At 62.9% G+C, this 25,382-nt stretch carries 24 protein-coding genes and 1 pseudogene; 14 read left to right on the forward strand and 11 right to left on the reverse strand.

All coding sequences use genetic code 11. From position 1 onward, the window contains the following. Positions 1-476: 476 nt before the first annotated feature. Positions 477-1,922, reverse strand: a complete 1,446-nt coding sequence (locus tag ACTHJ1_RS01950; protein WP_440186878.1) for an IS1182 family transposase — start codon at positions 1,920-1,922, stop codon at positions 477-479. Between the two features lie 193 nt (positions 1,923-2,115). Then, complete coding sequence (locus ACTHJ1_RS01955; RefSeq protein WP_440186880.1) at positions 2,116-3,021, reverse strand: NAD(P)/FAD-dependent oxidoreductase; 906 nt, start codon at positions 3,019-3,021, stop codon at positions 2,116-2,118. A gap of 132 nt (positions 3,022-3,153) precedes the next feature. Here ACTHJ1_RS01955 and ACTHJ1_RS01960 point away from each other — a divergent pair, with 132 nt between their 5' ends. Further along, the gene (locus ACTHJ1_RS01960) at positions 3,154-3,594 is read left to right on the forward strand and encodes an Rrf2 family transcriptional regulator (protein WP_440186882.1); all 441 of its coding nucleotides are present in this window, start codon (positions 3,154-3,156) and stop codon (positions 3,592-3,594) included. 179 nt (positions 3,595-3,773) lie between these two features. Here ACTHJ1_RS01960 and ACTHJ1_RS01965 read toward each other — a convergent pair whose 3' ends face one another. The 3 genes from ACTHJ1_RS01965 to ACTHJ1_RS01975 form a co-directional block, all read right to left on the reverse strand. After that, on the reverse strand, positions 3,774-5,021 hold the full coding sequence (locus tag ACTHJ1_RS01965; RefSeq protein WP_440186884.1) for an RNA polymerase sigma factor: 1,248 nt from the start codon (positions 5,019-5,021) through the stop codon (positions 3,774-3,776). Next, on the reverse strand, positions 5,018-5,446 hold the full coding sequence (locus ACTHJ1_RS01970) for a YciI family protein (protein WP_440186886.1): 429 nt from the start codon (positions 5,444-5,446) through the stop codon (positions 5,018-5,020). The genes ACTHJ1_RS01965 and ACTHJ1_RS01970 overlap by 4 nt, the downstream gene beginning before the upstream one ends. A gap of 112 nt (positions 5,447-5,558) precedes the next feature. Beyond that, positions 5,559-6,302 (reverse strand): hypothetical protein, encoded by a 744-nt coding sequence (locus tag ACTHJ1_RS01975; RefSeq protein WP_440186888.1) that lies wholly within the window; start codon positions 6,300-6,302, stop codon positions 5,559-5,561. Positions 6,303-6,426: 124 nt separating this feature from the next. On the opposite strand from ACTHJ1_RS01975, the gene ACTHJ1_RS01980 reads away from it, so the two are divergent. From ACTHJ1_RS01980 to ACTHJ1_RS02000, 5 genes are all read left to right on the forward strand, one after another. Further along, complete coding sequence (locus ACTHJ1_RS01980) at positions 6,427-7,632, forward strand: MFS transporter (RefSeq protein ID WP_440186890.1); 1,206 nt, start codon at positions 6,427-6,429, stop codon at positions 7,630-7,632. A 175-nt stretch (positions 7,633-7,807) separates the two neighbouring features. Beyond that, positions 7,808-8,575, forward strand: a complete 768-nt coding sequence (locus ACTHJ1_RS01985; RefSeq protein WP_440186892.1) for an ABC transporter ATP-binding protein — start codon at positions 7,808-7,810, stop codon at positions 8,573-8,575. A 93-nt stretch (positions 8,576-8,668) separates the two neighbouring features. Beyond that, positions 8,669-9,673 (forward strand): ABC transporter substrate-binding protein, encoded by a 1,005-nt coding sequence (locus ACTHJ1_RS01990; protein WP_440186894.1) that lies wholly within the window; start codon positions 8,669-8,671, stop codon positions 9,671-9,673. Between the two features lie 11 nt (positions 9,674-9,684). Beyond that, complete coding sequence (locus ACTHJ1_RS01995) at positions 9,685-10,440, forward strand: ABC transporter permease (protein ID WP_440186933.1); 756 nt, start codon at positions 9,685-9,687, stop codon at positions 10,438-10,440. A gap of 3 nt (positions 10,441-10,443) precedes the next feature. Continuing rightward, positions 10,444-11,301 carry an ABC transporter substrate-binding protein gene (locus tag ACTHJ1_RS02000; RefSeq protein WP_440186896.1) on the forward strand — a complete coding sequence of 286 codons (858 nt, stop codon included), beginning with the start codon at positions 10,444-10,446 and terminating at the stop codon, positions 11,299-11,301. Between the two features lie 31 nt (positions 11,302-11,332). Here the strand turns inward: ACTHJ1_RS02000 and ACTHJ1_RS02005 are convergent, their stop codons facing one another. Genes ACTHJ1_RS02005 through ACTHJ1_RS02015 form a run of 3 tightly spaced genes read right to left on the reverse strand, consistent with a single transcriptional unit; the run spans position 11,333 to position 15,638 of the window. Beyond that, a complete protein-coding gene (locus tag ACTHJ1_RS02005) occupies positions 11,333-13,114 on the reverse strand; it encodes an IlvD/Edd family dehydratase (RefSeq protein ID WP_440186898.1) in 1,782 nt (593 codons plus the stop codon). Between the two features lie 31 nt (positions 13,115-13,145). Further along, positions 13,146-14,414, reverse strand: a complete 1,269-nt coding sequence (locus ACTHJ1_RS02010) for an MFS transporter (RefSeq protein ID WP_440186901.1) — start codon at positions 14,412-14,414, stop codon at positions 13,146-13,148. A gap of 33 nt (positions 14,415-14,447) precedes the next feature. Then, a complete protein-coding gene (locus ACTHJ1_RS02015) occupies positions 14,448-15,638 on the reverse strand; it encodes a fumarylacetoacetate hydrolase family protein (protein ID WP_440186904.1) in 1,191 nt (396 codons plus the stop codon). Positions 15,639-15,757: 119 nt separating this feature from the next. Between ACTHJ1_RS02015 and ACTHJ1_RS02020 the strand changes: the two genes are divergently transcribed. After that, positions 15,758-16,708, forward strand: a complete 951-nt coding sequence (locus ACTHJ1_RS02020; RefSeq protein ID WP_440186907.1) for a LysR family transcriptional regulator — start codon at positions 15,758-15,760, stop codon at positions 16,706-16,708. Further along, the gene (locus ACTHJ1_RS02025) at positions 16,705-17,295 is read left to right on the forward strand and encodes an IMPACT family protein (RefSeq protein WP_440186910.1); all 591 of its coding nucleotides are present in this window, start codon (positions 16,705-16,707) and stop codon (positions 17,293-17,295) included. Before ACTHJ1_RS02020 ends, ACTHJ1_RS02025 begins: the two co-directional genes overlap by 4 nt. A gap of 41 nt (positions 17,296-17,336) precedes the next feature. On the opposite strand, the gene ACTHJ1_RS02030 is transcribed toward ACTHJ1_RS02025, so the two are convergent. After that, positions 17,337-18,140: an SDR family NAD(P)-dependent oxidoreductase gene (locus tag ACTHJ1_RS02030; RefSeq protein ID WP_440186913.1), complete on the reverse strand. Its 804-nt coding sequence runs from the start codon at positions 18,138-18,140 to the stop codon at positions 17,337-17,339. 143 nt (positions 18,141-18,283) lie between these two features. Between ACTHJ1_RS02030 and ACTHJ1_RS02035 the strand changes: the two genes are divergently transcribed. The 3 genes from ACTHJ1_RS02035 (at position 18,284) to ACTHJ1_RS02045 (ending at position 20,409) form a co-directional block, all read left to right on the forward strand. Then, positions 18,284-19,174, forward strand: coding sequence for a LysR family transcriptional regulator (locus tag ACTHJ1_RS02035; protein WP_440186916.1), 891 nt, complete (start codon positions 18,284-18,286; stop codon positions 19,172-19,174). 442 nt (positions 19,175-19,616) lie between these two features. Next, positions 19,617-19,952, forward strand: a complete 336-nt coding sequence (locus tag ACTHJ1_RS02040; protein WP_440186919.1) for an ArsR/SmtB family transcription factor — start codon at positions 19,617-19,619, stop codon at positions 19,950-19,952. Then, positions 19,945-20,409, forward strand: coding sequence for an SRPBCC family protein (locus tag ACTHJ1_RS02045; RefSeq protein WP_440186922.1), 465 nt, complete (start codon positions 19,945-19,947; stop codon positions 20,407-20,409). Before ACTHJ1_RS02040 ends, ACTHJ1_RS02045 begins: the two co-directional genes overlap by 8 nt. 470 nt (positions 20,410-20,879) lie before the next feature. Here the strand turns inward: ACTHJ1_RS02045 and ACTHJ1_RS02050 are convergent, their stop codons facing one another. Then, positions 20,880-21,812, reverse strand: coding sequence for a LysR family transcriptional regulator (locus ACTHJ1_RS02050; RefSeq protein WP_440186936.1), 933 nt, complete (start codon positions 21,810-21,812; stop codon positions 20,880-20,882). A 213-nt stretch (positions 21,813-22,025) separates the two neighbouring features. Between ACTHJ1_RS02050 and ACTHJ1_RS02055 the strand changes: the two genes are divergently transcribed. From ACTHJ1_RS02055 to ACTHJ1_RS02065, 3 genes and pseudogenes are all read left to right on the forward strand, one after another. Further along, positions 22,026-23,339, forward strand: a complete 1,314-nt coding sequence (locus ACTHJ1_RS02055) for a serine hydrolase domain-containing protein (protein WP_440186924.1) — start codon at positions 22,026-22,028, stop codon at positions 23,337-23,339. A 63-nt stretch (positions 23,340-23,402) separates the two neighbouring features. Further along, on the forward strand, positions 23,403-24,269 hold the full coding sequence (locus tag ACTHJ1_RS02060; RefSeq protein WP_440186927.1) for an NmrA family NAD(P)-binding protein: 867 nt from the start codon (positions 23,403-23,405) through the stop codon (positions 24,267-24,269). 81 nt (positions 24,270-24,350) lie between these two features. Continuing rightward, positions 24,351-24,623, forward strand: a pseudogene (locus ACTHJ1_RS02065) (aldo/keto reductase); the annotation flags it as partial. A gap of 231 nt (positions 24,624-24,854) precedes the next feature. Here ACTHJ1_RS02065 and ACTHJ1_RS02070 read toward each other — a convergent pair. After that, positions 24,855-25,100: a hypothetical protein gene (locus tag ACTHJ1_RS02070; RefSeq protein WP_440186930.1), complete on the reverse strand. Its 246-nt coding sequence runs from the start codon at positions 25,098-25,100 to the stop codon at positions 24,855-24,857. Between the last annotated feature and the right edge of the window lie 282 nt (positions 25,101-25,382).

Genomic DNA, 25,382 nt, shown 5'->3' on the forward strand with positions numbered 1-25,382 from the left:
ACGGGTGCGCGTTCGACGGCTCGGAGACTTGGACAACATTTTGACGATGCAACGCATGATCACCGGTTCAAGCGCCCGTTCGGGTGGCTGCCAAACGAACCTCGCGACTGTCCGCTAACGAGAAAGCTGAGGATCCCTTCAAGGTCGAACAGCGACCTTTCCGCGACGACAAGCGTCGAGGCGGCCTCATCGGTCGGAGTGCGGCCACGAGCGGCCATTTCCTGCCAATGACCCGGTTACACAAAATTCTGCACACTCCCTCATACCGAACGACCGCTTTCGAGAATTCTAGCTGACGGCTTTGGGTCGAGGCCGTGTGGAAACACGTTTTGCCATAGGCGGACGCAATGCATTTAGTGCCCTTCCCTTGCAGCAAGCCTAATATTTTTGGTCGAATTTCGGCCTGGAATCGGCCCTGGTCGGTCTGAGCGCCGTTTGATTAGGCATTGGGATGCGCCATAAGGGCATAAAAGGGCTCATCCGCCCATCAGCCGCATCGCTTTCATTGTCTGCTCAAAGCCGAGGATGGTCATTACCCGCCGCAGGTTGTAGGCCAGCACGTTCAGGCTCATCTCCGTGCTCACGTTACCTAAGCGACGGGTCAGGAAGTGGGTATAGCCCATCCAATGCTTGAATGTGCCAAACACGTGTTCCACTGTGCGCCGTCGTACCGCCATGGCGTCAGGCATTCTATCCAGATGACGCTGCGCAGCTTCGAGTACGGTTTCGTGTTCCCATCGACTGATTCGGCGGTATGGACTAGGTGTGCATCGCGCCTTCATCGGGCATTGCGGGCAGGCGCTACTCCAGTAACGCCGTAATTGCAGGCCATTCTCTTCGCGGGTAAAGCGATAGATCGCCCGCTGACCTGCGGGGCATTGGTACTCATCCTCTTGCGCAAGGTAGATGAAGTCCGAGCGGTCGAAGCGGCCCTCGGCTTTGGCATTGGAGGTCGTGGGCTTTGGCAGGATGGCGGCAACACCTGCCTCGGCGCATGCTTTGATCTGCAGCCCACTGTAGTAACCACGATCGGCAATCGCGCGCAGATTCTTCTTGCCCATCGCTTCGCGTGCGGCCTGTGCCATGGGGGCTAGAGAGTCCCGGTCATGTCCGCGGTTCGTCACTTCGTGTGCAACGATCAGATGGTGTTTTGCCTCGACCGCCATCTGCACGTTGTAGCCGACCATCCCGGAGCCCCGACCACTGGTAGCCATTGATCGCGCATCGGGATCAGTCATCGACAACTGACCATCAGGGTGATCCTTGAGCTTCTCCTTGACTTCATCGAGCACGTGCATTTGCTGGCGCAGTCGCTCGATCTTGTCTTTGAGCCGATTGGTCCTGGCCTCGAACTCTGCGGGTTGCGTCCGATCTGCCGTATCGAGCGCAACTAAATACCGATGGATACTCTCTTCGATCTGCTGCTGACGTTTGTCGATCTTGCCGACCGTGAAGTTCTTGTCTCGGGTGTTGACTGCCTTGAACTTGCTGCCATCGATCGCTACAAGGGCTTGGCTGAACAGCTTGAGGTCGCGGCACAGCACGACGAAGCGCCGACATACGTTGCGGATGCCGGCGCCATTGTCGCGGCGGAAGTCGGCGATGGTCTTGAAATCCGGGGCCAGACGGCCAGTAAGCCACATCAGCTCGACATTGCGCTGGCACTCGCGCTCTAGCCGGCGACTGGATTGGACTCGATTCAAGTAGCCGTAGATATAGATCTTCAGCAGGATGGCCGGGTGATATGACGGACGGCCCGTAGCGGCTGGTGCCGCACGATCGAACCCTAGCGACACCAGGTTCAGCTCGTCGACAAATGCGTCGATTATTCGAACCGGATTTTCGTCAGCGATATAGTCATCCAGACACTCAGACATCAGCGTTACCTGCTGCCGGTCCTGGCCTTCGATAAATCGAGGCATATCGACTCCCGCAATCGAGATGCCAAACTCTATCGAAATCGGTCTGTTGACGTCAAAGGGTTTTCACACACCCTCGGTCGAAAACAGCCTTCTACATCGGGCAGTAGTCGGCTGGAAACAGACCTATGCACATGTCCTCGTATCGAATCGAGTGGCGACTCTCTGCGCCCGAGAGCCGCCGCGCAATTGAGACTCATGTGGTGAATATGAGCGATCGGTGCGCACCCACACCTGCCGCGACACCCGACGCCGACGCGAACGTCGCGTTAGTCATCGCGGTCGAGGCATCTCCAGCCGCGAAGACGCCCGGTACGCTTGTCTCCTTGAAATCGCTGACGCGAATCATGGGACCGAGGGGCCCTTCGTCGATAACGCAACCGAGCTGCTCCGCAAGGCCGCTAGCCATCTCTGTGCGCGTGGCTATAAATAACGCATCGATTCGAATGGTTCGTCCGCCGACCAGACGCACACCCTCGATCGAGGGGGCTTCACCCACGATTTCGGCTAGCGGCTCGCGTTCTATGTGCACGCCGCGCGCTCTCAGGAGCGCAGCTTCTTCTGCATTAGGCTCGACGATTCCTTGCGTGAACCATGTGGTCGGTCCCCAGTCGGGAATCAACAGTGCTTGGTGAATCGAAAGTGGATGAGTGGCAAGCACGCCAAGCCGTTGATCTCGAATTTCATAGCCATGACAGTAAGGGCAGTGCAGCACGCTGACACCCCACCGTGCTTCCAGACCCGGTAGAGTCGGCAGCTTATCGCGGACGCCGGTAGCAAGTATCAGCCGTTCGGCCGTGGCGTGGAATCCGTCAGCGAGTTCGACGCGAAAGCCGTTCGCTTCGCGAGATGCCCTACGTGCTTCCCCCTTGAGCAGAGTCACCGTTGGATATTTGAGCAATTGGGCGGTGGCGGTGGCGATAGCCTGGGCGGGCGGCACGCCGTCCTGACCAAAAAAGCCGTGAGCATGCAATGCAAATCGATTCCGCGGCCGCTCAGCATCGATTAATAGAACTTCACGCCGCGCACGCGCAAGCTGCATTGCGGCTGACAGGCCGGCGAAGCTACCGCCAACGACTATGACCTCGTAGGAATCTTTCATCTGCGCTTTTCCGATTAGGTAGTAGATACAGGTCTGGCGATATGACATCGCATCATGAAACATTAGGAGTTACATGATAAGTTGAATGCTATCATTCATGCAACTTCAAATGTTTCGAGATAGGTGTTCTGAATGAGAACAGATAGTCGACTGTCCCGTGTGCTGCACGCGCTCCTGCACATGCAGCACGCTGGCCGTCCCTTGACGTCCGAAGCGATCGCCGGGATGCTGCGGACGAATCCTGTCGTCGTACGCAGACTGCTTGCCGGGATGCGTGACAGCGGATATGTCCAATCGGAGAAAGGCCATGGCGGCGGATGGGCGCTCAGCGTGGCGCTGGACGACGTGACATTGCTCGACGTCTATCGCAGTGCGGGGGAGCCGACGCTTTTTTCCGATCTAGTTTCTGAAGACGATCCGCAGTGTCTCGTTGAGCAGGCTGTGAATGCGCGTCTTTCGGCAACGGTGCGTGAAGCCGAGCAAGCGTTGTTGAATAGATTTGCCGGCATTACCTTGGGTCAGCTTTCGCGTGACATTGAGGCGACGGGCGTGCCAATGCGTCCATTGCCATAGCGGAATCGGTTTCTGAACTTGGGAATGACGGTCTGTGTCGAGCAACCTACGAATGCGAGTCGTCGTCCACTTCGGGTCGATTACTGCCGGCTATATCGAACAGCAACTAGCCACTTGCCGTCCGCCAACATTCCCCAATTAATGGACTCCGAAACATCGGAACCCGCCCGGCCCTTCGCCTACATGCGCTCCAGTCGCTCCAATAGCAGCGCGCGCTCGCGCTCGTTGCCGGTCCAGGCTATCGCTTGGCGCAGCGCTTCACGCGCTTGTTCGACGCGACCCAGGCGCTGCAGCAGGTCGGCTCGCACGCTGGCCCACCAGGGATAGCCAGTCAACGGCAGCGTCTCCACCAGGCCAAGAGCCTGCGCCGGGCCGCTGGCATGGCTCAACGCAACGGCGCGGTTGAGCGCAACGACCGGGCTGGGTTGCAGCGCGAACAGCGCGTCGTAAAGCCGCAGCAATTGAGGCCAGTCGGTCTCTGCAGCGGAGCTGGCGCGGGCATGCACTGCCGCCAGCTCGGCCTGCAGGGCGAGGGGACCCGGCCCCTGCGGTCGCAGCGCATTCAGGCGGCGGCAGCGAGCCAAGGCCTCCAGGCCGCGGCGCACCAGCAGGGGGTCCCAGCGGCGCCGGTCCTGCTCCAGCAACAGCACAGGACGGCCCAGCCCATCGGTGCGTGCCGGCAAGCGCGAGGCTTGCAGCTCCATCAACGCCAGCAGGGCCTGTGCGTCTGCGTCTGTCGGAAGCAGGGCGGCAAGGTGTCGCGCCAGTCGCAGCGCTTCGAGGCACAGGGTCGGCCGCGTCCACTCGGCGCCGCTGGTGGCGGCGTAGCCTTCGTTGAACATCAGGTACAGCACCGTGCAGACGGCGTCCAGGCGCGCGGCGCGCGCGGATGCCGGCGGTAGTTCGAAGGGCTCTCCAGCCAGTTGTGCCTTGGCGCGCGTGATGCGCTGCGCGATGGTGGCTTCTTTGGCGAACAGGGCGCGCGCGATTTCGGCCACCGTCAATCCGGCCACCAGGCGCAAGGTGAGCACCCATTGCGCCTCGCGCGCCAGCTTGGGATGGCAGGCGATGAACATCAGCTTCAAGGCGTCGTCGCCCACCTCGTCGGCTTCGTCGGCCAACAAGATGTCCAGCGGGTCAGGTGCAAGGTGGGTCGCCAGCGCATCGGCATCGGCGCCCAGCGCCTGCTGTTGCCGCGCCGCCATCTGCTCGTGGCGCATCCGATCCAGCAGCCGGTGCTTCGCGGCGGTCATCAACCAGGCGCCGGGCCGTTGGGGCCAGCCCTCGGCCGGCCAGCGTTGCAGCGCGGCCACCAGCGCGTCCTGCACGCAGTCTTCGGCCAGGGCCAGGTCAGCGCCGGCGCGCAGCATGGCCCCGGTAAGGCGCCTGGCTTCCAGGCGCCAGACGGCTTCGATGGAAGGCGTCATCCGCCCTGCTTGATGGCGGCCAGTTGTTCGCGGATGATGCGCTCGGCATCGTCGGGCGGCAGATCGATGCCGCCCATCAGCGGGCGCACCTCGATGCAGCATGGCTGGCCGGGGAACGGCGCCGGAAAGCGCTGCGCCCAGGCCAGCGCTTCGTCGCGGGATCGCACCTCGATCAGCGTATAGCCGGCGATCAGTTCCTTGGTCTCGGCGAAGGGGCCGTCCATGATGTTCACCTGGCCGGCGGCGTCGTACTGCACGCGAAATCCCTGACTGCTGGGCTGCAGGCCGGCGCCATCGAGCAGCACGCCGGCCTTGGCCATCTCGTCGTGAAAGGCCATCATGCGCGGCACGAGCGTCGGATCATCGGGAAAGTCGCCTGCCTCGCTCATGGCGGTGGCGCGAACTTGGATCATGTAACGGGGCATGGAAGTCTCCTGAAGGGGTTACCTCATACGACGAACGACGGCGGCGCATTTCGACAGGTCGACTCCACCCCTGTCGGACACCCATCGCGCTGACCGACGCGCACAGGCCTGATCAATTGCTGTACCGCATAGTCTTGGGCACCTCATAATGCCCATCGCGATATTGCAGCGTCGCGATCGACGGCTTGGCCGTCTTCGTATGATCGACGCAGTTTCCGGCCTTCAGGGCGCTTACGGTCGTATTCGTTTTGGACGTCACCTTCAGCGCCGCATAGCCGCTCTTGTCCGCAGGGCCGATCGCAATGGTGCGCACGGTCTCGTGCAGGGTTCCCGCGCAATTCTCGTCCCACTCGCCGCCCGACTCCTTCACGTTCAGGCCGCCCAGCACTTTGCTTAGCGTCGATCCTTGCATTACATACAGGCTCAGCGCCTTGGCCTCGTAAGGGCTGGCGCGCGACATATTGTCGTAGTCCACGCGGATGCCGAACGCGCGCTGCTGCGGCGTGAGCTGATAGGGGGCGGTGTCGATGACCAGCTCCCTGATCGCCACGGCGTCGAACTGCAGCGCCGCTTTCTCGTATCGGTGCGCGACGACCGCGCCCGTGGCCGTGTCGGCCACGAGCACTTCCAGATCGTCGGTGCCCTGAATGTCGGTATTGCCCGGACGCGACAGGGGCAGCGCGGCGATCGTCAGCGCCGTATTGGCCGGCCACACCTTGCAGACGGCGGTACGGTTTTCGTCGAGCGCGCGGCCCGGCTGCAACTGTTGCACCCACTTGGCGACATTGTCCTCGCAGCCGGCGTGGGCGAGCAGGGGAGCACAGGCGAAGACCAGGGCGAGCAGGGTGCGTTTCATATCCGGTTCCAACCTCGTGACATCAGCTAAGGGATTACCCTGGCATTGAGATAAAATTCGGGGCTTCTTCGCCCAGCGTGGCGCAATGGTAAGCCCGGCGATCGGGCAAGGATAGTCGGCGGCAATGAGCACTCATGTGCATCCGGAATCGCCCGAGAGCGTGCTCAAAGTCACGCTGCGGATCGTTCCCTGCGTTCTCTTCACGTTTTTCTGCTATTTGGCGGTCGGCCTGCAACTGGCCGTGCTGCCGGGCTATGTGCACGATGTGCTGGGCTACGGGCCGGTGGTGACCGGCCTGGCGGTGAGCATGCAGTCCATTGCCACGCTGATCACGCGCGCGCCGGCGGGCAAGCTGTCCGACACCATCGGGCCCAAGCGCTCGGTGATGCGCGGGCAGGTCGTCGGCGCGGCCAGCGGCGTGCTGCTGCTCATGGCCTATGCCTTCGAACGCAGCCCGGCCTTCAGCCTGGGCGCGCTGCTGGTGTCGCGCTGCATGCTGGGCCTGTGCGAAAGCCAGGTCTCCAACTCGGGCATCACCTGGGGCCTGCTGCAGGTGGGCAATACGCACACGGCCCGCGTCATTTCCTGGAACGGCGTGGCCACCTACGGCGGCCTGGCGCTGGGCGCGCCGTTGGGCGTGCTGGTCGTGGGCAACCTGAGCTTCGGCGCCATCGGCGCCGCGGTGCTGGGGCTGGGGCTCGTCAGCCTGGCGATCTCGTGGTCGCGTCCGGCTCCGCCCATGCAGCACGGCGCACGCATGGCCTACCGCAGCGTGGTGGCGCGCGTGCTGCCTTTTGGTGGCGGGCTGTGCCTGGGTACCCTGGGCATGGGCATGCTGACGATCTTCGTCACCCTGTACTACGCCAGCCGCCATTGGGAGGGCGCGGCCAGCGCGCTGACCGTGTTCGGCTGCGCGCTGATCCTGGTGCGCCTCATCTCGGGCAACTGGATCCCGCGCTTCGGCGGCTTCAAGGTCGCGGTCGGATCGCTGCTGGTCGAGGCGCTGGGCCTGGCGCTGCTCTGGCTGGCGCCCAACCCCGCGCTGGCGCTGGCCGGCGCCGCGCTCACCGGCATGGGTTTCTCGCTGGTGTTCCCGTCGCTGGGCGTGGAGGTGGTGACCCGGGTATCGCCCGGCAGCCGCGGCGCGGCCATCGGCGTGTTCTCGGTCTTTTTCGATGTGGCGTTGTCGGTGGCGGGCCCCTTGGCAGGCTATATCTCCAAAGACCATGGCTATGCCGCGATCTACCTGGTGGCCGCGTGCGGCTGTCTGGCGGCCATCGCACTGGTGGAGGCGATGCGGCGCGGCCGCCTGACGGGGCAGGCGGCCTGAACGCCTCACGGCGGGGGCGAGGGTTTATTCGACCCCAGGATATAAGATTCCCGGGTTGTTATTCCTTTGGGGTATATGGGCATGATGAAAACTTCGTTCATATTCATATAACGGCTGGATAGACTCACAGGCCTATCCTCTTTGCAGAGAGCGGCCTGGCGGCCGCCGGCCGTTCATGAACCTTACCTTCGACCACGTCCAGAAAAGCTTCGGCCCGCTCGAGGTCGTCGACGGCTTTACACACGAATTCAAGACAGGCGAGCTGACCGCCCTGGTCGGCCCCTCGGGCTGCGGCAAATCCACGCTGCTGCACCTGGCCGCCGGGCTGGAGCAGCCCGACCAGGGGCAGGTGCTGGCCGACGGCAAGCGCATCGCCGGCCCCAACCCCAGCCGCACGCTGGTCTTTCAGGAACACGCTCTCTACCCCTGGCTCACGCTGCGCGACAACGTGGCGCTGGCGCTGGAGTTTCAGGGCACAGCCAAGGCGCGCGCGCGCGAGCAGGCCGACGGCTGGCTCGATCGCGTGGGCCTGCAGGGTTTCGAAGCCTATTACCCTCATCAGGTGTCGGGCGGCATGCGCCAGCGCGCCGCGCTGGCCCGCGCCTTCATCGCCCAGCCGCAGACCCTGCTCATGGACGAGCCCTTCGGCGCGCTGGATGCGCTCACGCGGCTGTCGCTGCAAGATGTGCTGCGCCAGCTGATTCGCGAAGAAAAGCCCTCGGTGGTGCTGGTCACGCACGATGTCGACGAGGCGCTTTACCTGGCCGACCGCGTCGTGGTCTTCAGCCCGCGCCCGGCGCGGGTGCTGCGCGAGTTCAACCTGGCCCACCGCGAAAAGTCGCACGACCTGTCCGACCTGGTCGACGAGAAGCACGCAATCCTCAGCCTGCTGGGCATCGACGTGGGCAGCCGCCAGCTCGTGCGGCAGCCGCTGGCCGCCTGACGCCGGCGCCGGATTCCGGCGCTTGCCAACACAGATTCTCGGCCGGCGCATCGATGCGTCCGCCGCCATCGCCTTTCCATGGAAAACATCATCATGACTTTCAAACACTGGCTCTCCCTGACGCTGACCGCGGCAGCCCTGACCGCGGCGGCCGCGCCGGCGTCGGCGGCCGACAAGTTTCGCGTGGGCTATCTGCGCGTGATGGACGACGCGCCGGCCATCGTGGCCCAGGACGGCGGCTTCTATCAAAAGGCGGGCCTGGATACCGACCTGATCGAATTCAAGTCGGGCACCGATCTCATCAAGGCCATCGTCGGCGGCCAGGTCAATGTCGGCGTGCTGGGCTTTACCAACGCGGTGACCTGGGCCTCCAAGGGCGCGGACATCAAGGTGGTGGGCGGCGCCCAGCAGGGCTATCACTCGCTGGTGGTGCGCGACGATTCCGGCATCAAAGATTTGGCCGACCTGAAGGGCAAGACGCTGGCCTCGCAGACCGAAGGCAGCACGGCCGACGTGGTGCTCAAGGGCGTGGTCTATAAACAGGCCCATCTGCACGAAGGCGACGTCAACATCATGGGCGTGAGCCCGGCGGTGTCGGTGCAGGCCCTGGTGGGCAAGCGCGTGGACGCGGCCTTCCTGTTCGAACCTTACGACCGCATCGCGCAACTGGTGGCGCCGGTCAAGCAGATCTACCAGATCGGCAAGTCCTGGCCCTTCCCGTGCATGGTGGTGATCACCTCGGGCGACATGCTGGCCAAGCACAAAGATGAAGTCTGGAAGGCGCTGGACGCGCAGAACCAGGCCATCGGCCTCTTGCAGCGGCAGCCCGATGCGGCGGCCAAGCTGATCGCGCACTACTTCATCGCCGAGCCCACGCTCAAGACGCTCGAGCACGGCGACATGCCGCGCGACCAGGTGATCTCCGAGGCCATCCGCACGCAGGTCTTTCAGCCCAAGCTCACCGGCAAGGACACGGCCCGCATGCAGGAGCTGGCCGACATCATGCAGGCCCAGGGCTCGCTCAAGACGCGCGACGGCAAGCCGTACGACGTGAACCAGATCCTGGATCTGTCCTGGCAGAAGGCGCGCAATCTGTGAACACCGCGCGCGTGACGGGGCTGCGCAAGCACCTGGCCACGGTGTTGGGCGTCGTCTTCATCTTGCTGCTGTGGCAGGCGGCGGCCTGGTCGCTGCCCGGGTTTCTCAGGCCGGGCGTGCCCGCCGTGCTGGAACGGCTGGGCCATGATTTGGGCAAGCCGGCGTTTCACCAGAGCCTGGTCGGCACGCTGGGGCGCCTGGGGGCGGGCTACAGCCTGGCCTTGCTGGCCGGCATCGGCTTTGGCCTGGTGGCGGCCACGCTGTCTTTTTTGCGCGAGGTGCTGCGCAGCGCCATCGTCATTCTGCAGGCGATTCCCTCGATCGCCTGGGTGCCGCTGTTTCTCATCGTCATGGGCTTCGGCAACACGCCCATCATCGCGGTGGTGGCCATGTCGGCGTTCTTTCCGGCCGCGCTGAGCGTGCTCAACGCCACCGAATCGGTGCAGCGCGTGCATGTGTCGGCCGCGCGCGTGATGGGCGCCACCGCCTGGGGCATGGTCAGGCGCGTCTATCTGCCCGCCGTCATGCCCGAGCTCATCACCGGCGCGCAGCTGGCCTTCGGCAATGCCTGGCGCGCGCTGATCTCGGCCGAGATGCTGGTGGGTTTCGGCAAGGGGCTGGGCCGCTCGCTGGCGTATTCGGGCGAGATCGCCGACATGGCCGGCGTGATGAGCAACATTCTGGTCATCGCCATTCTGGCGGCGCTGATCGATCAGTTGGTGCTCGAAAGACTCAAGCATCGTTTGCTGCGCTATCAATACGTCTGAGTCATGCGCGTTATTTCCTGGATCCGGCTGCGGCCGTTGCGCCTCGCCGTCCCGCTCATCGCGCTGGCATTGCTGGCGGCGGCTGGCGCGCAGGCGCTGCGGCCCGTGGACGTCAAGACGCTGTTTTCCGCGGCGCGGCAGCGCGGCCAGCTGATCGTGGGCGTGCCTTATCTGGCGCCGCCGCAGGCGGCCGGCGCCAAGGTGCGCACCCCCGAGCGGCTGGATCCGCAGATGGCGCAGCGCCTGGCCAGACGCCTGGGCCTGCCGGTCGTGCTCAGGCAGGTCGATGCGGCGCAGGCGCCGGCGCTGCTGGCGAGCGGGGCGGTCGATCTCGTGCTGGCCGATGAGGCCGACACAGCGGCCGACGCGGCGCCGCCGTCAGGCATCGAGCGCGTGCCGACCGGCTATGCGACGCGCCCGCAGGCCGTGATCCGCGACGACACGGCGATGCGCCGCTGGTCCGATGTGGCCGGCCATACGGCGTGCATGTCCGATGCCGCGGCGGCGGCGCAGGCGCTGGCCCGGCGCTGGGGCGCCAAGGTGCGCCTCTATCGCGTGCCGTCCGATGCCCTGGTCGCGGTGCGCGAAGGGCAGTGCGATCTGGGGCTGGTCGACGACACGGTCTGGACGCCGCTGATGGGCTATCCCGAGTGGAAAAAATACGCGGCCACGCTGCCCCTGGAAGAATCCGCGGCGGCGCATGTGTGGCTGCTGCGAGGCCAGCCCGAGGCAGGCTGGCTGGCCGGCGAGATGCGGCATTGGCGCGGCGAGGGAGCCTGGCGCAAGATGACCGCGCAATGGGCGCGCAACGTCGCGTTCGATGTCTATCTGGACCAGAGCGTGCCCGACTGCCACGGGTGACGAGGCGTCGGGCACGCGCGTTGCGGCAACGTCAATGGTTGTGCCGCGGCGTTTTCTGCGCAATGGCGCGATACTTCAGCGCAAACTCCAGCGTGGCGCCCTCGGACAACTGGCCGGTTTTTTCGCGGAACAGCTCTTCCCACGGCGAGTGGCTCGCCGGGATGGGCGGCGGCGGCAGCGTTTGCTTGCGCCGCGCGATTTCCGCGTCGCTGACCAGCGCATTGCAAGACCCCGCGTTCAGGTCGATGCGGATGACGTCGCCGGTCTGCAGCCACGACAGGCCGCCGCCCGCGGCGCTTTCGGGCGACACGTTCAAAATCGACGGACTGTCTGACGTGCCCGATTGCCGGCCGTCGCCCAGCGTGGGCAGGGTGGTGATGCCGCGCTGGATCAGGGCGTCGGGCGGCTGCATATTGACGACCTCGGCCGAGCCGGGCCAGCCCAGGGGGCCCGCGCCGCGCATGACCAGAATGCACGATTCGTCGATGCCCAGCGCAGGGTCGTTGATGCGGTTGTGATAGTCGTCCGAGCCGTCGAACACCACGGCGCGCGCCTCGAAGATGCCTTCCTGGCCCGGGCGGCTCAGGTACTGCTTGCGAAAGTTCTCGGAAATCACCGAGGTCTTCATGATGCCGAAGTCGAAAAGATTGCCGCTCAGCCCCAGAAAGCCGGCTTTTTCCATCATGGGTTCGGCATAGGGCCAGATGACGTCGCGGTCGCGCGACGCGCGCCCCTGCAGGTTCTCGGCCATGGTCTTGCCGGTGACGGTCAGGCAGCCGCCCTGCAGCTTGCCTGCATTGTGCAGCTCCCACATCACGGCGGGCACGCCGCCCGCCCGAAAGAACCGCTCGCCCAGGTATTTGCCGGCCGGCTGCATATTGACCAGCAGCGGCAGATCGTAGGCATGCGCGCTCCAGTCGTCCGGAACGAGCTTGACGCCGGCATGCCGGGCCATGGCCATGATGTGCACTTGCGCGTTGCTCGAACCGCCCGCGCACGCAACCACCGACAGCGCGTTGAGAAAGCTCTCGCGCGTGAGGATCTGCGAAGGGCGTAGATCGTCGTAGGCCATCTCGACGATGCGCCGGCCCGTCTCATAGGCCATCTGCCCGCGCTCGCGGTACGGGGCGGGAATGGCGGCGCAGCCGGTCAGCGACAGGCCCAGCGCCTCGGCCACGGCGTTCATGGTCGAGGCCGTGCCCATGGTGTTGCAGTGGCCCGCGGACGGGGCGCTGTCGCAGGCGCGTTTGAGAAACTCGTCTTCGTCGATTTCTCCGGCGGCCAGCTTGCGCCGGCTTTTCCAGATGACCGTGCCCGAACCGGCCAGCTCGCCTTCATGCCAGCCGTCGAGCATGGGGCCGCCCGACAGCACGATGGCGGGTATGTCGACGGTGGAGGCCGCCATGACGCAGGCCGGCGTGGTCTTGTCGCAGCCGGTGGTGAGCACGACGGCGTCGATGGGGTAGCCGTAGAGCACCTCAACCAGGCCCAGATAGGCCAGGTTGCGGTCCAGCGCGGCCGTGGGGCGGCGGCAGTTTTCGAAGATGGGATGGACGGGAAACTCGATGGGAATGCCGCCGGCATCGCGTATGCCGTCGCGCGTGCGCTGGGCCAGCTCCAGGTGGATGCGGTTGCAGGGCGACAGGTCGCTGCCGGTCTGCGCGATGCCGATGATGGGTCGGCCCGAGCGCAGCTCCTGCGGCGTCAGTCCGTAGTTCATGAAGCGCTCGAGATACAGCGCGGCCATGTCGGAGCGGTGCGGCGCGGCGAACCACTCGCGCGAGCGGAAGGGTTTCTTGGGTTGTCTGGACATTCGTGTCGCCCTCGGATTCGAACGGGCCGGATCAGGCCGGGCCCGCGGTCTTTTTCGGCAGGCTCAAGGTCAGCAGGAAGCCGATCAGCAGCATGGCCACCAGGAAGTAGATGCCGGCCGCATAGCTGTTGAAGGCCGAGTGCAGCCAGCCTACCGCAAAGGGGCCGAGAAATCCGCCCAGATTGCCCAGGGCATTGATGAAGCCGCGCGCGCCGCCGGCCACTTCCGCCGGGAACAGCATGGGCGGAATGGTCCAGAAGATCGGCGAGGCCGATTGCATGAAGATGCCGCAGGCCACCAGCAGGGCGAACGAAACCCACACGTTTTCTTTGAGCAGCGTAGAGAGCAGGAAGCAGACGGCGAACCCGATGATGGGCTGGGCCACGTAGCGGCGCCGGTTGCCGCTGGTGTCCGAGCGCCGGCCGAAGTAGTACAGGCCCACGAGCATGGCGATATAGGGGAACATCGACAGCAGGCCGACCTCGGTCATGCCGGATTTGGTCAGGTTCTGCAGCAGCGTGGGCAGCCACAGCGAAAAACCGTAGATGCCGGTCTGGTAGCAGAAATACACCAGGACGAGCTTCCACAGATTGCCGTCGCGCAGCATGACGCCGTACGAGGGCTTGACGCTTCGGGTCTGCAATTGGCGCTGTTCGTCGGCGAGCGTGGCGTTCAGGTAGTCGCGCTCTTCGCGCGAGATCCACTTGGCCTGGTCGGGCGTATCGCTGATCAGGGGATACCAGATCAGGATGAGCAGCAGCGACAGAACGCCTTCGGCGATAAATACGGAGCGCCAGCCCCATTGGCTGATGATCCAGCCCGAGAGCGGTCCGGTGAGGATGGACGCGATGGCGATGTTCATGACGAAGTACGAATTGGCGCGGCCGCGCTCTTCGTTCGGGAACCAGTGGGTCAGGATGACGAAGATGGCCGGCCAGACGCCGCCTTCGGCCACGCCGATCAGAAAGCGCACCACGATCAGCTGGGTCGAGTCCTGCACGAAGCCGCACAGAATGGACAGGCCGCCCCAGGCCAGGATCGACAGGCCGATGAAGTTCTTGGCGCTGCGATGCTCGGCCAGATGGCCGCCCGGCATTTGCAGCAACACATAGCCGATGAAAAAAATGCCCGCCGCAAGGCCGGACAGCCAGGGCGTGATGTGCAGCGCTTCGTTCATGCCGCCGGCCATCGCAAAGCCGATGTTGGTGCGGTCCATGAAAGAAAAGATGTAGACCAGAATGGCGGGCGGGATGATCCGCCACCAGCGTGCGGCCGGAACGGCGCCTCGTGTGTTCGTCATGATGTTGTCTCCTTTGCTTTGTTATGTGGGGATTTACAGCAGTCCGCGTTCGGCCAGGTTGGCCATGAGGGCGCGCAGTCCGAACGACCAGGGGGCAATCCGGTCGCTGCGTCTGACGCGGTTTTCGAGCGAGCCCAATCTGACGCTGGCGATGCGCACCCGATCGTCGTCGTGATGGGTGAAGCCGGCCCCGGGGGCGCCGCGGTCCTGGATCGGCGCGAACAAGGTGCCCAGAAAGAGCACGAAGCCATCGGGGTATTGATGGTTCGCGTTCAGCGTCTGGCGCACCAGGTCCAGGGGGTCGCGCGTGATCTGGTCCATCGAACTGGTGCCTTCGAGCACGAAACCGTCTTCGCCCTCGACGCGCAGATGCACGACCTCTTTGCGCACGTCGTCCAGGCCGAAGGTGTGGTCGAACAGGCGCAAAAACGGACCGAGCGCGCACGAGCCGTTGTTGTCCTTGGCCTTGCTCAGCAGCAGGGCGCTGCGGCCTTCGAAGTCGCGCAGATTGACGTCGTTGCCCAGCATCGCGCCCCGCACCTCGCCGCGGCTGTTGACCGACAGCACGACCTCGGGCTCGGGGTTGTTCCAGTCGGATCCCGGGTGCAGGCCGATGTCGGCGCCCGTGCCCAGTGCCGACAGCACCGGAGCCTTGGTGAAGATCTCGGCGTCGGGGCCGATGCCCACCTCCAGGTATTGCGACCAGAGGTCCTGGTGGATCAGCAGGTGCTTCAGTTCGGCGGCCTGTTCGGTGCCGGGCTCGATGTCGGCCAGGTTGCCGATGTGGCTCAGAATGTGTTCGCGAATGCGCGCCGCGCCCGCGGGGTCGCCCTTGGCGCGCTCTTCGATCACGCGCTCGATCATGCTCGCGGCAAAGGTCACGCCCGCTGCCTTGATGACCTGCAGATCGCAAGGCGCGAGCAGCCAGGGGCGGCCGCGGTCGAGCGGGCCGGCCGCGCTGTTGGCCAGCAGTTCATCCAATGCGCCGATGCGCCGGCCCGGCGTCTGCCGCGCGAGCGCCACCGGATCGGCCGATTCCAGCAGATCGGTCAGGGTGGGCGCGGCCGCGCTGATGTCGTAGACGCCGTCGGCGCGCAAGGCCACGACGGCCGGGCCCGCCGGCATGCCGGACTGCTCGGGCAGCCAGGCGCGGCCCACCAGCGTTCCCGCATACAGATCGGCGGGCAGCGTTTGCGCGGCGGCCAGGGGCAAGGAACTTGCCATGGTTTGTCTCCAGCTTGTTGTGTTTGATGTTTGCCGCACTGTAGGAGGGGTACTCATCAAAATCCAATCAAATATTTGCTAAATTCCATTCCTGTTTGTTATGAGTCGGGAAGGCAGCCATGACGGAAAAGAGCGCCGCGTCATCGTGGGCGCAGGTGTGCGCGTCCCTGCGCTTTCGGCACTTGCAGTTTCTGGACATCCTGGGCCGCGTGCGCAACCTGCGCCTCACCGCCGAGCAGATGCACGTCACCCAGCCGGCAGCCACCAAGATCCTGGCGGACATCGAGGCGATCTTCGGCGCGCGCCTGTTCGAGCGCCTGCCGCGCGATATGCGTCCGTCCGATCTTGGGCTGTTCGTGCTGCGCTATGCCCGGGCCACCATGGTCGAGGGCAGCCGCTTCGTAAGCGAGTTCGAGACGCTCAAACGCGGCGGCCACGGGCACCTCACGGTCGGGGCGATCTCCGGCTCGGCGGCGCGTCTGATGACCGAGGCGATCCAGGAGATCCACCGGCTGCGGCCCCTGCTGGTGGTGAAGGTGCTCGAGCAGAGCAGCGACCAGCTCATCGTCTGGCTGGAAGAGAAAAAACTCGACATCATGCTAGGGCGCTTCACCCAGACGCGGCATCAATCGCTCTACGACTACGAAACGCTCGCGGGCGAGACGGTCTGGATCGTCGCCGGCGCGCATCACCCGTTGCTGGCCGATCGGGCAGGCCCGGATCTGGGCGCGCTGGTGGATTGGCCCTGGATTCTGTACCCGACCGGCACGGCGCTGCGCCAGTTGTTCGAGGAAACCTTCGCCTCCGCCGGTCTGGTGGTGCCGCCGGGAACGGTCGAGACGCCGTCGTTTTTCTCGGCCTTCGAACTGCTGCAGGCCACGCCCATGCTGTCGATGCAGCCGCAGGCCATCGTCGAGAAATATGTGGACAAAGGGCTGCTGGGCCGCATCCCCGTGCCCATCCAGGACACGATGCCCGACTACGGCGTGATCACGCGCAAGGGCGAAGTGCCGTCCCGGTCGATGAGCGAGTTCATCGGCATTCTGCACCAGGTGGCGGGGCAAGCATGACGCATACGCTGGCCGCGCTTTGCTCGCACGAGGAAGACATCAAGAAAAGCCGCTTCCTCGCCTATGCCGGGCCGGCGTCGTCGGTGGCCGAGGCCATGGCCTTGTTCGCGCGTCATGGGGACCCGGCCGCCACGCACAATTGCTGGGCCTACCGCATCGGCAACGAATACCGCTTCAACGACGACGGCGAGCCGGGCGGCACGGCGGGTCAACCCATTTTGCGCGCCATCGACGGCCAGGGACTCGATCGCGTGGCGGTGCTGGTGGTGCGCTGGTACGGCGGCATCAAGCTGGGGGCGGGCGGCCTGGTGCGCGCCTACGGCGGCTGCGCGGCCAATTGCCTGCGGCTGGGCGAACGGGTTGCGTTGATCGACACCGCCGTGGCGCATTGCCGCTGCGACTTCGCCGAACTGGCCATGTTGCGCGCCCGCCTGGCGGGCATGGGGGTGGCGGTGCGCGAAGAGCATTTCGACGAGCATGGCGCGGTGCTCGCGCTGGAAGTGCCGCGCACGCAACTGGCAGAGCTGGAGCAGGCCGTGGCCAACATCACCCGCGGGCGCGGGCAATGGAAAGTCGAAGCCGGCTGATCGGGCCCGTCGCGTAACGGATGAGCGGCTTCGGGAAGCCTTCAAAACATGTGGCGGCTACCGGCTTCACGGCGCAGGGTCGGCAACCCGACGCCCGCTGCATCGAATCCGCCGTCGACGGCGAGCACCTGGCCATTCACATAGCTGGCTTCCGATGTGCACAAATAGCCAATTGCCGACGCGATTTCTTCCATGGTGCCATAGCGGCCGAGCGGAATACTGTCGTGATAGTCGGCCCGGATCGCCGCCGAATGCACTTGCTTGGCCATCTCGGTCTCGACAGGTCCCGGCGCGATGGCGTTGACCCGGATTCCCATGGTTCCGAATTCGACCGCCTGCTGGCGGGTAAGGTGGATGAGCGCGGCCTTGCTGGTGCCGTAGGCGACGCGCAAGGTGCTGGCGCGCAATCCCGAGATCGACGCGACGTTGACGATCGACCCGCCGCCGTTCTTCAACATCGCCGGTACGCAGGCTTGCGAGCAAAGAAAGGCGCCGTCCAGGTTTGTCGCCATCACGTAGCGCCACTCTTCGAACGAGGTCGTGCCCACCGTCTTGAACACCGCAACGCCGGCATTGTTCACCAGGGCATCGATGCGGCCGAAGTGCGATTCGATCTGCGCCATGGTCGCTTGCACTTGCTCGGGGTTCGACACGTCGCAGGGCAGCGCGAGCACGCGCGGGTCGCCTTGATATTCGCGTGCGGCTTTTGCGAGTTCTTCGGCATCGATGTCGAGCATGGCCACCCGGTGGCCGTGAGCCAGAAACCATCGAATGGTGGCGAGCCCGATGCCGCGCGCCGCGCCCGTTACGACGCTGACCGGCAGAGAGGAGTTGGGAGTTGTCATGTCGGGTTTTGGAAATATTAATTATGGTTAAACCTTAAGAGGGCATCCCATTCCTGTAAATCGCGTAAATTTAAACCTGAGGTTTAGTGGTACTTAATCTTATTTTCTAAAAAGCGTACGCCATGGTTCGACTTCTCGTTCCTTTGAGCAGCCTGGAGGTGTTCGCCGAGGCAGGAAGACTTCAGTCGTTCCGTCAGGCGGCGATCGCGCTGTCGTTGACGACCAGCGCCGTCAGCCAGTCGATCCGAAAGCTGGAGGATCGACTTGGATGCCGGCTGTTCGAACGGTTGGGCAATCGCGTTCTTTTGAGCGAGGAGGGCGGCAGGCTGCTGCGCGAGGTCGAGATCGGCATCGAGCACATGCGTGCCGGACTGGAATCCGTGCGGCCGAGCCACCCTGCGCCGATCTCGATCATCAGCCCACCGGCAATACTGGGGCTGCTGACTCCCGTCATTCACGAATTGCTTTCGCTCGAAGCGTCGGAGATCCGGCTTATCTCCGAGGAAATTCCCGGCTCGTCGTCCTTCAGAAATTTTGACGTCGCGGTGCTGTATGGCAAGCATGCGCCGCAGCATGCCGATCTGGAAAGCCTGGGAGTGGATGTGTACACGCCCGTCAGCCGGCCGGATGTCGCCGCCAGGCTGACGCACGTCAAGGATTTCTCGACAATTCCGCTGCTTGTGAACGATGCCGCGCCGGTATCGTGGGACAACTGGCTGACCTTGAACAGGATCGTGGCGACGTCAACGAAAAGACTGCATTTCAACCGCACTGCGCACGTGATCTCATCACTGCTGGACGGCAGCGGAGTCGCCCTGGAGTCGCTCCGCCTGGTTTCTCCGTACATCGCGCGCGGAGAGCTTGCGATTTGCCCGGTCGCCGATGGATTGCGGGCCATCTCGCGCGAGCTGACTTTTCTGTACGTGACGCAGAACCCGCTCAGGCGCGATCAGGCGCAGCGCGTGGCGGAACTCATCAGGGCGCGATGCATGACTTCCAAGGACGGGCTGATCGTGTCTGGGCCGGCGGCATAGATGGCGTCATGGCGTCTGTTTTTCTGCGTTAGTGGTGTCGTCGGCTATCGACTTGTAAAAAGCGTTGTCTGCAAGCGAGTCAAATGTGCCGACGTAAATCTTTGGGTTTCTATGGCAATTGTGTGGCGCAAATGGACCTGAGCGGCTGCTCCACCGCATGGGAAACCGCCACTGATGCTTAGTCGACGTGAATGGCGGGTTTCGGGTGGCCAGGTTCACGCCCGCGCTGATTGCTCAGGCCGCCCGCCGCAAGTAAATCGTAACGGCGGGTCTGGCTGAGAAGCGGGCTTCGGCCCATTGCTTGCTATACGTCCGATTTGCCCGATCTACAAAAAGCCGCCATGCACGGCGGCCTCATTGGCAGAGTGGTCTCGATTTGGGTTGACATGCAAGTTATTACTTGCCTATTATTCATGCAATAGATTGCTTGCGTGTACCTATTATGGCCGAGCGCCTCGATGACACCGACCTGCTGTTCAAAGCCCTCGCTGATCCCAGCCGGCGCAAGCTGCTGGACTTGCTGCACGCTCACGACGGCCGCACCCTTAATGAGCTATGTGAGCACCTAGACATGACGCGGCAGGGCGTAACGCAGCACTTGGGCATCCTGGAAGCGGCGAACCTGGTGGTCATCCTGTGGCGCGGCCGCGAGAAGCTGCACTTTCTCAACCCTGTGCCGCTGCAGGAGATTTACGAGCGCTGGATAGCCAAGTTTGAGAAGCCACGCCTCAAGGCGCTGAGCAATTTGAAACGACGACTGGAGAAAAGCGATGACTAAATCCACCTTTGTCTACGTGACTTACATCCGCACCACGCCGGAGGAGTTGTGGTCTGCACTAACTGATGCGGAATTCATGAAGCAATATTGGTTCGGGATGCACTGCGAAAGCGACTGGACGTCGGGATCTCCATGGAAGCTGGTGTCCGGCGATGGCCAAGTATTCGACGCCGGAGAGATCGTCGAGGCCAAGGCACCGCGACGTCTAGTGATTCGCTGGCAGCACGAGAACAAGCCCGAGCTTAAGGCCGAAGGAGCATCGCTCTGCACGATGGAACTGGAAGCCGCAGGAACTGCGGTCAAACTCTCGATTACCCATACCGCCGAGCGCGAGTCCTCGAAGCTCATTGAAGCCGTATCCGGCGGCTGGCCGAAAGTCATCTCCAACCTGAAGTCCCTTCTTGAGACGGGCTCCATCGCACTAGAGGAGTCATACCCAGCGGGCCATCAGAGGTAGGCATCTGCCAAGCATCTCGCTCCAAAAATGGAGATCGGCGTGTCGAAGGCTCGAAGATTTTTTTCCGGAGCTGGCGGCGCTGATAATCGCCACCAGCATGTGAGCCCAATCGGCTCCGTCGCCCAAGTCGCAGGTGAGCGTCGTCCTTGATCACGGCACGCTCATCGACGGCTCAAGCTGTTGGGGTGTAATCCCCCATTTATGTCGATTGGCAGAAGCAGGAGCGCTATGCGGCCATGGCCAGCCGCTGTATGGGAGGTTGCCACCACTCCGGCTATCGGAACGTCTGCTTTCGAGAAATCTGAAGTCGCTTTTGGGTCGGTCTGCGACCTCTCCGCGACGACCAACGTCGAGCCGGCATCATCGGGTGGAGTGCGGCCAATAGTTGACGGTCGCGGCATAGACACGGACGACGGCTGACGATTGGTAACCGGCCGACTGACCCCCCTCGCCACTTCGCCGCGTCAGCACTAGCTCGTGCTGACGCGGCAGCTATTGCTGGTCAGTTCGATAACAAAGTCGAGAAAAGCCCTCGTCTTTGCCGGCATGTGATGCCGCGACGGGTAGTAGGCGTAAAAGGGATACCGCTCATCGGTCCATTCCGGAAATAGATTGACCAATCGGCCCTCGGCAATCAGATACTCGGCACCAAGCAGCAGCATCTGTGCAATCCCTGATCCGGCGAGGCATGCATTGAGAAGCGCGCCAGGATCGTTGACCGTGAGGCGACCTCGGGTTTCGACCAAAATGCGTTTTCGCCTGCGATGGAATTCCCAGGGGAACGGCTTGCCCGTCTCCGGATTGCGAAATTCAAGGCATCGATGGTTTCCGCTTTCAAGTTCTTCAGGTTTGGCCGGGCATCCCCAACGGGCGATATACGACGGCGCCGCGACCGTCACAATGCCACTATCGAGCAGTTTTCGCGCGACCAGGGTGGATGTTCTGGGTTCGCCGAATCGTAGTGCGAGGTCGAAGCCGTCCAGGACGAGGTCGCCCAGACTGTCCCGAGCAATGAACTCGATTTCGAGTTCGGGGTGCGTGTCCATGAACTCATCGAGCCGTTGTCCGAGAATGGTCCGGTAGAAGACCGGGTCCAGATTGACTCTCAGCTTTCCGCGCACAACCGACGCGCCACCTGCCGCCGCCGCGGCTGCTTCCTCCAGCCCTGTCAGGTGGGGCATGACCTGCTCATAAAAGCGGCGGCCTTCTTCTGTCAGCGAGACGGACCGTGTCGTTCGGTTGAAGAGCCGAATCTTCAGTTTCTTTTCCAGCCGCGCAATCGCCCGACTGACGCCTGGCGGCGACATTCCCAATACTTCCGAAGCGGCGGCAAACGTGCCTGCATCGACTACCGCAGCGAACACGCTAATGCCACCGGAGAGCTTCTCGCTACTGGATTTCATGGTCGTGTAGTAAGGGTGGTGGATCGCAAGCGATCGGCTTAACAACAGCACAGCGTCTTCGCACCGGACGGCCATGCCGCATGCGGAGTTCAATCATGCCTCATTAGTGACTAGGTGTCACTTATCTAATGCTATCAATGTCATTTTGTTTCGAGCGGCATTTCCGCAGAATGCACCTCACCGAAACATCATTCATTTGCATAGGAGCGAAAAATGACTGCTCGACTGAATCGTCGTCACCTTCTAAAAGGTGCGTCGAGCCTGCTAGCCGTCGCGACGCTTGGCGGGGTCGCAAGCCGTAATACACATGCAGCGGCACTCCGTTCGGCAGGAGACGCGACGCTGATCCATCACCCCGCCTACACACCAATCGATCAATGCCTGCAAAGGGCCGTCGACGACGGCACGGTAGCGGGCGTTGTCGCCATGGGTGCAACGGACCGTGGGCTAGTGTACGAGGGAGCGCGCGGTCGGTCGAATGTTCATAGCCGGGAGGCCATCGACCCTGACACAATCTTCTGGCTTCTGTCGATGACCAAGGCGATTACTGCCACCGCATGCATGCAACTCGTCGAACAGGGCAGGCTGCAACTGGATCAATTGGCTGGCGAGTTCCTCCCGCAGTTGAAGGCCCCCCGAATTCTCGACGGGTTCGACGCATCAGGGCAGCCAAAGCTGCGCCCCGCGCGCAACGCGATCACGGTACGTCATCTGCTGACGCATACCTCTGGTTTCACATACAGCATCTGGAGCGACAGGCTCAGCCAATACGAGAAGGCGACGGGCATGCCCGATATCGGCTACTCGATGAACGGCGCATTCTCGGCGCCGATCGAATTCGAGCCAGGTGAACGGTGGGAGTACGGCATCAGCATGGACTGGATCGGCAAGCTGGTCGAAGCGGTGACGGACCAGTCGCTGGAGGTTTACTTCCGCGAACACATCTTCGAACCGCTGGGCATGCGTAACACAGGCTTCCTGATCGGCAGCGCACAGAAACAGCGCGTTGCCACCATGCACAGGCGTCAGGTAGACGGATCGCTGGTGCCAGAGCCGTTTGAGATCAACCAGCGACCTGAGTTCTTCATGGGGGGTGGTGGACTTTTCAGTACGCCGCGCGACTATATGGCGTTCCTCCAGATGCTGTTGAACAGCGGCATTTATCGCGGCGAGCGGGTGCTGCGTGCTGACACAGTCGCGATGATGTTCCGTAACCACATCGGTGATCTGCAGGTTACTGAAATGGAAACGGCTCAACCGTCGTGGTCGAACAGTTTTGATCAGTTCCCGGGAGCGGCGCACAAGTGGGGATTGTCGTTTGACCTCAACACGCAACCCGGGCCGCATGGACGCAGCGCAGGCAGCGCGAGCTGGGCCGGGCTGCTGAACACGTACTTCTGGGTCGATCCCGTCAAGCGCGTCGCAGGATCGCTTTTTACACAGATGCTGCCTTTCTACGATGCCCGCGTCGTGAATCTCTACGGGCAGTTCGAACGGGCGTTTTACGACGGACTGCAGCGAGCCTGAACGCCAAGCGGCCGCTGCTTCCGCGCAGCGCAACTTTATTTACCTATGTAAGGAGAATGAGCAATGTTTGCGATTACTGGAATCACGGGCAAGGTCGGCGGCGCAGTTGCCCGCCGGCTTCTGGCGGCAGGTCAACCGGTGCGTGCCGTTGTGCGCGACGTCACACGAGCAGGTCCGTGGGCAGAGCGCGGCTGCGAACTCGTGACGGCGCGCATGGAAGACGCTGCGTCGCTTACCGCGGCGTTTGAAGGCGCAAAAGGTGCTTTCATCCTGCCGCCTTCCGAGTTCGATCCTGAGCCTGGATTTCCCGAGGCGCGGGCGGTGATCGACGCCGTGTCGGCAGCGATTGTGAAGGCAAGGCCCGGAAAAGTGGTTTGCCTGTCGACGATCGGGTCACAGGCGCAGCAAAGCAATCTGCTCACGCAGCGCACGTTGATGGAGCAGGCGTTGCGCGAGATGCCGATGCCGGTGACATTCCTGCGGCCGGGTTGGTTCATGGAGAACGCGGCATGGGACGTCGCGTCTGCGCGTGACGATGGTGTTATCGCCAGTTACCTGCAGCCACTCGACAGGGCGGTACCGATGGTCGCTACCGCAGACGTCGGGCGAGTTGCGGCCGACCTTCTCCAGCAGACGTGGAGCGGCGTGCGCATTGTCGAGCTCGAAGGCCCACGCCGGGTGTCTCCCAACGATCTCGCGTCGAGTTTCGCTCGCGTGCTCAATCGCCCGGTCCGCGCCGAGTTTGTCGGCAGGCAGACCTGGGAAGTGTTGTTCCGTTCACAGGGCATGAAAAATCCGCTGCCACGAATGCGCATGCTGGATGGATTCAACGAAGGTTGGATCGATTTCGAAGGACATACTGATGAAATCGTACGCGGTGATGTCGAGCTCGATACGGTTCTGGGCGATCTTGTGTCACGTGCCGTCTGAACGGGACCTGTCGGTCGACGCGGGCAACTGCGCTTCGCCCCGATTATTGCGTCATGTTGCCTTATATGCAGGGGATACACCATGGAATACAGCACACTAGGTAGAACCGGACTACGCGTCTCACGGCTGAGCCTGGGCGCGATGACGTTCGGTGCCGGCTCAGGTATCTGGGGCGACATTGCCGGACTGGACGGCCGTCAGGCCGCCCGGCTGGTTGCGATGGCCGTGGAGCGCGGCGTTAACCTGCTCGACACGGCGGACGCTTACTCGCAGGGCGCATCCGAAGAAGTTGTGGGGCAGGTGCTAGGCGCGCTGGGCCTGGACGAAAGCCGCATGCTCGTCGCGACTAAGGTCGGGAGTGTGCAGAATTTTGTGTAAACGGGTCATTGGCAGGAAACTGCCGGACAGCGACCTTTCCGCGGCGAAGCGCTTCGAGCCGGCCTCATCGGTCGGAGTGCGGCCATGAGCAGACAATGAAAGCGATGCGACTGATGAGCGGATGAGCCCGTTACAACCCTTATGAGCGCAGCTCAAAGCCTAATCAAGCCACGCTGAGGCAGACCTAAACCAACTGGCAGCGACTTGCTACATGAACGCTGTCTTGTCCCCTATTAACTCTTGATACATATAGGCACAAGCATCGGCTTCCGTAGGAAATTTCTTTGAGAAGGTCTTGCCTCCTTTTTCAAAATAAAAAACTTCCCACTCGGTCCCGAGTTGTTCCAAGCAAAGAGCCATATCTTCTGCTCCAGACAAGCTGTAAGCACCTGATCGGACACCGGCAGCTTGCAACGTACGGATTAGCTTGCTTTTAGCAGATGTATCCACCATACGGCCCTCTATAGACTTCTTTCAGTTGCTTGCCAAGGAGATCCGTAAGTCTCTTATCTCCAAGGTGCTTGAACTGCGTGGTTTCATCGGTCGGAGTGCGGCCAAAACGGGTCGTTCGACACAATGGCGTGAATCGTCGAAAATCAGGTGAAAAACCTTCATCGCGACGGAAAACGGGCGGATGGAACCTTGCAAGATTCAATATACGGTCAATAACCTTTGCCAATGGGCAGGCATGGGCGACTTCGTGCTGATTCCGCCCGATCGCAGCTACGAGATAAC

The sequence above is a fragment of the Bordetella sp. genome (assembly GCF_051960075.1).
Classification (GTDB): Bacteria; Pseudomonadota; Gammaproteobacteria; order Burkholderiales; family Burkholderiaceae_B; genus Bordetella.

Bases quoted from the DNA above. Each gene is read 5' to 3' on its own strand.
- ACTHJ1_RS02025 (WP_440186910.1), top strand. From the start codon at position 16,705: ATGACGCATACGCTGGCCGCGCTTTGCTCGCACGAGGAAGACATCAAG.
- ACTHJ1_RS01950 (WP_440186878.1), bottom strand. From the start codon at position 1,922: ATGCCTCGATTTATCGAAGGCCAGGACCGGCAGCAGGTAACGCTGATG.
- ACTHJ1_RS01980 (WP_440186890.1), top strand. From the start codon at position 6,427: ATGAGCACTCATGTGCATCCGGAATCGCCCGAGAGCGTGCTCAAAGTC.
- ACTHJ1_RS01955 (WP_440186880.1), bottom strand. From the start codon at position 3,021: ATGAAAGATTCCTACGAGGTCATAGTCGTTGGCGGTAGCTTCGCCGGC.
- ACTHJ1_RS02050 (WP_440186936.1), bottom strand. From the start codon at position 21,812: ATGAAATCCAGTAGCGAGAAGCTCTCCGGTGGCATTAGCGTGTTCGCT.
- ACTHJ1_RS02030 (WP_440186913.1), bottom strand. From the start codon at position 18,140: ATGACAACTCCCAACTCCTCTCTGCCGGTCAGCGTCGTAACGGGCGCG.
- ACTHJ1_RS01990 (WP_440186894.1), top strand. From the start codon at position 8,669: ATGACTTTCAAACACTGGCTCTCCCTGACGCTGACCGCGGCAGCCCTG.
- ACTHJ1_RS02015 (WP_440186904.1), bottom strand. From the start codon at position 15,638: ATGGCAAGTTCCTTGCCCCTGGCCGCCGCGCAAACGCTGCCCGCCGAT.
- ACTHJ1_RS02005 (WP_440186898.1), bottom strand. From the start codon at position 13,114: ATGTCCAGACAACCCAAGAAACCCTTCCGCTCGCGCGAGTGGTTCGCC.
- ACTHJ1_RS01975 (WP_440186888.1), bottom strand. From the start codon at position 6,302: ATGAAACGCACCCTGCTCGCCCTGGTCTTCGCCTGTGCTCCCCTGCTC.
- ACTHJ1_RS01965 (WP_440186884.1), bottom strand. From the start codon at position 5,021: ATGACGCCTTCCATCGAAGCCGTCTGGCGCCTGGAAGCCAGGCGCCTT.
- ACTHJ1_RS01970 (WP_440186886.1), bottom strand. From the start codon at position 5,446: ATGCCCCGTTACATGATCCAAGTTCGCGCCACCGCCATGAGCGAGGCA.
- ACTHJ1_RS02040 (WP_440186919.1), top strand. From the start codon at position 19,617: ATGGCCGAGCGCCTCGATGACACCGACCTGCTGTTCAAAGCCCTCGCT.
- ACTHJ1_RS02070 (WP_440186930.1), bottom strand. From the start codon at position 25,100: ATGGTGGATACATCTGCTAAAAGCAAGCTAATCCGTACGTTGCAAGCT.
- ACTHJ1_RS02000 (WP_440186896.1), top strand. From the start codon at position 10,444: ATGCGCGTTATTTCCTGGATCCGGCTGCGGCCGTTGCGCCTCGCCGTC.
- ACTHJ1_RS01960 (WP_440186882.1), top strand. From the start codon at position 3,154: ATGAGAACAGATAGTCGACTGTCCCGTGTGCTGCACGCGCTCCTGCAC.
- ACTHJ1_RS02020 (WP_440186907.1), top strand. From the start codon at position 15,758: ATGACGGAAAAGAGCGCCGCGTCATCGTGGGCGCAGGTGTGCGCGTCC.
- ACTHJ1_RS02010 (WP_440186901.1), bottom strand. From the start codon at position 14,414: ATGACGAACACACGAGGCGCCGTTCCGGCCGCACGCTGGTGGCGGATC.
- ACTHJ1_RS01985 (WP_440186892.1), top strand. From the start codon at position 7,808: ATGAACCTTACCTTCGACCACGTCCAGAAAAGCTTCGGCCCGCTCGAG.
- ACTHJ1_RS02055 (WP_440186924.1), top strand. From the start codon at position 22,026: ATGACTGCTCGACTGAATCGTCGTCACCTTCTAAAAGGTGCGTCGAGC.
- ACTHJ1_RS02045 (WP_440186922.1), top strand. From the start codon at position 19,945: ATGACTAAATCCACCTTTGTCTACGTGACTTACATCCGCACCACGCCG.
- ACTHJ1_RS02060 (WP_440186927.1), top strand. From the start codon at position 23,403: ATGTTTGCGATTACTGGAATCACGGGCAAGGTCGGCGGCGCAGTTGCC.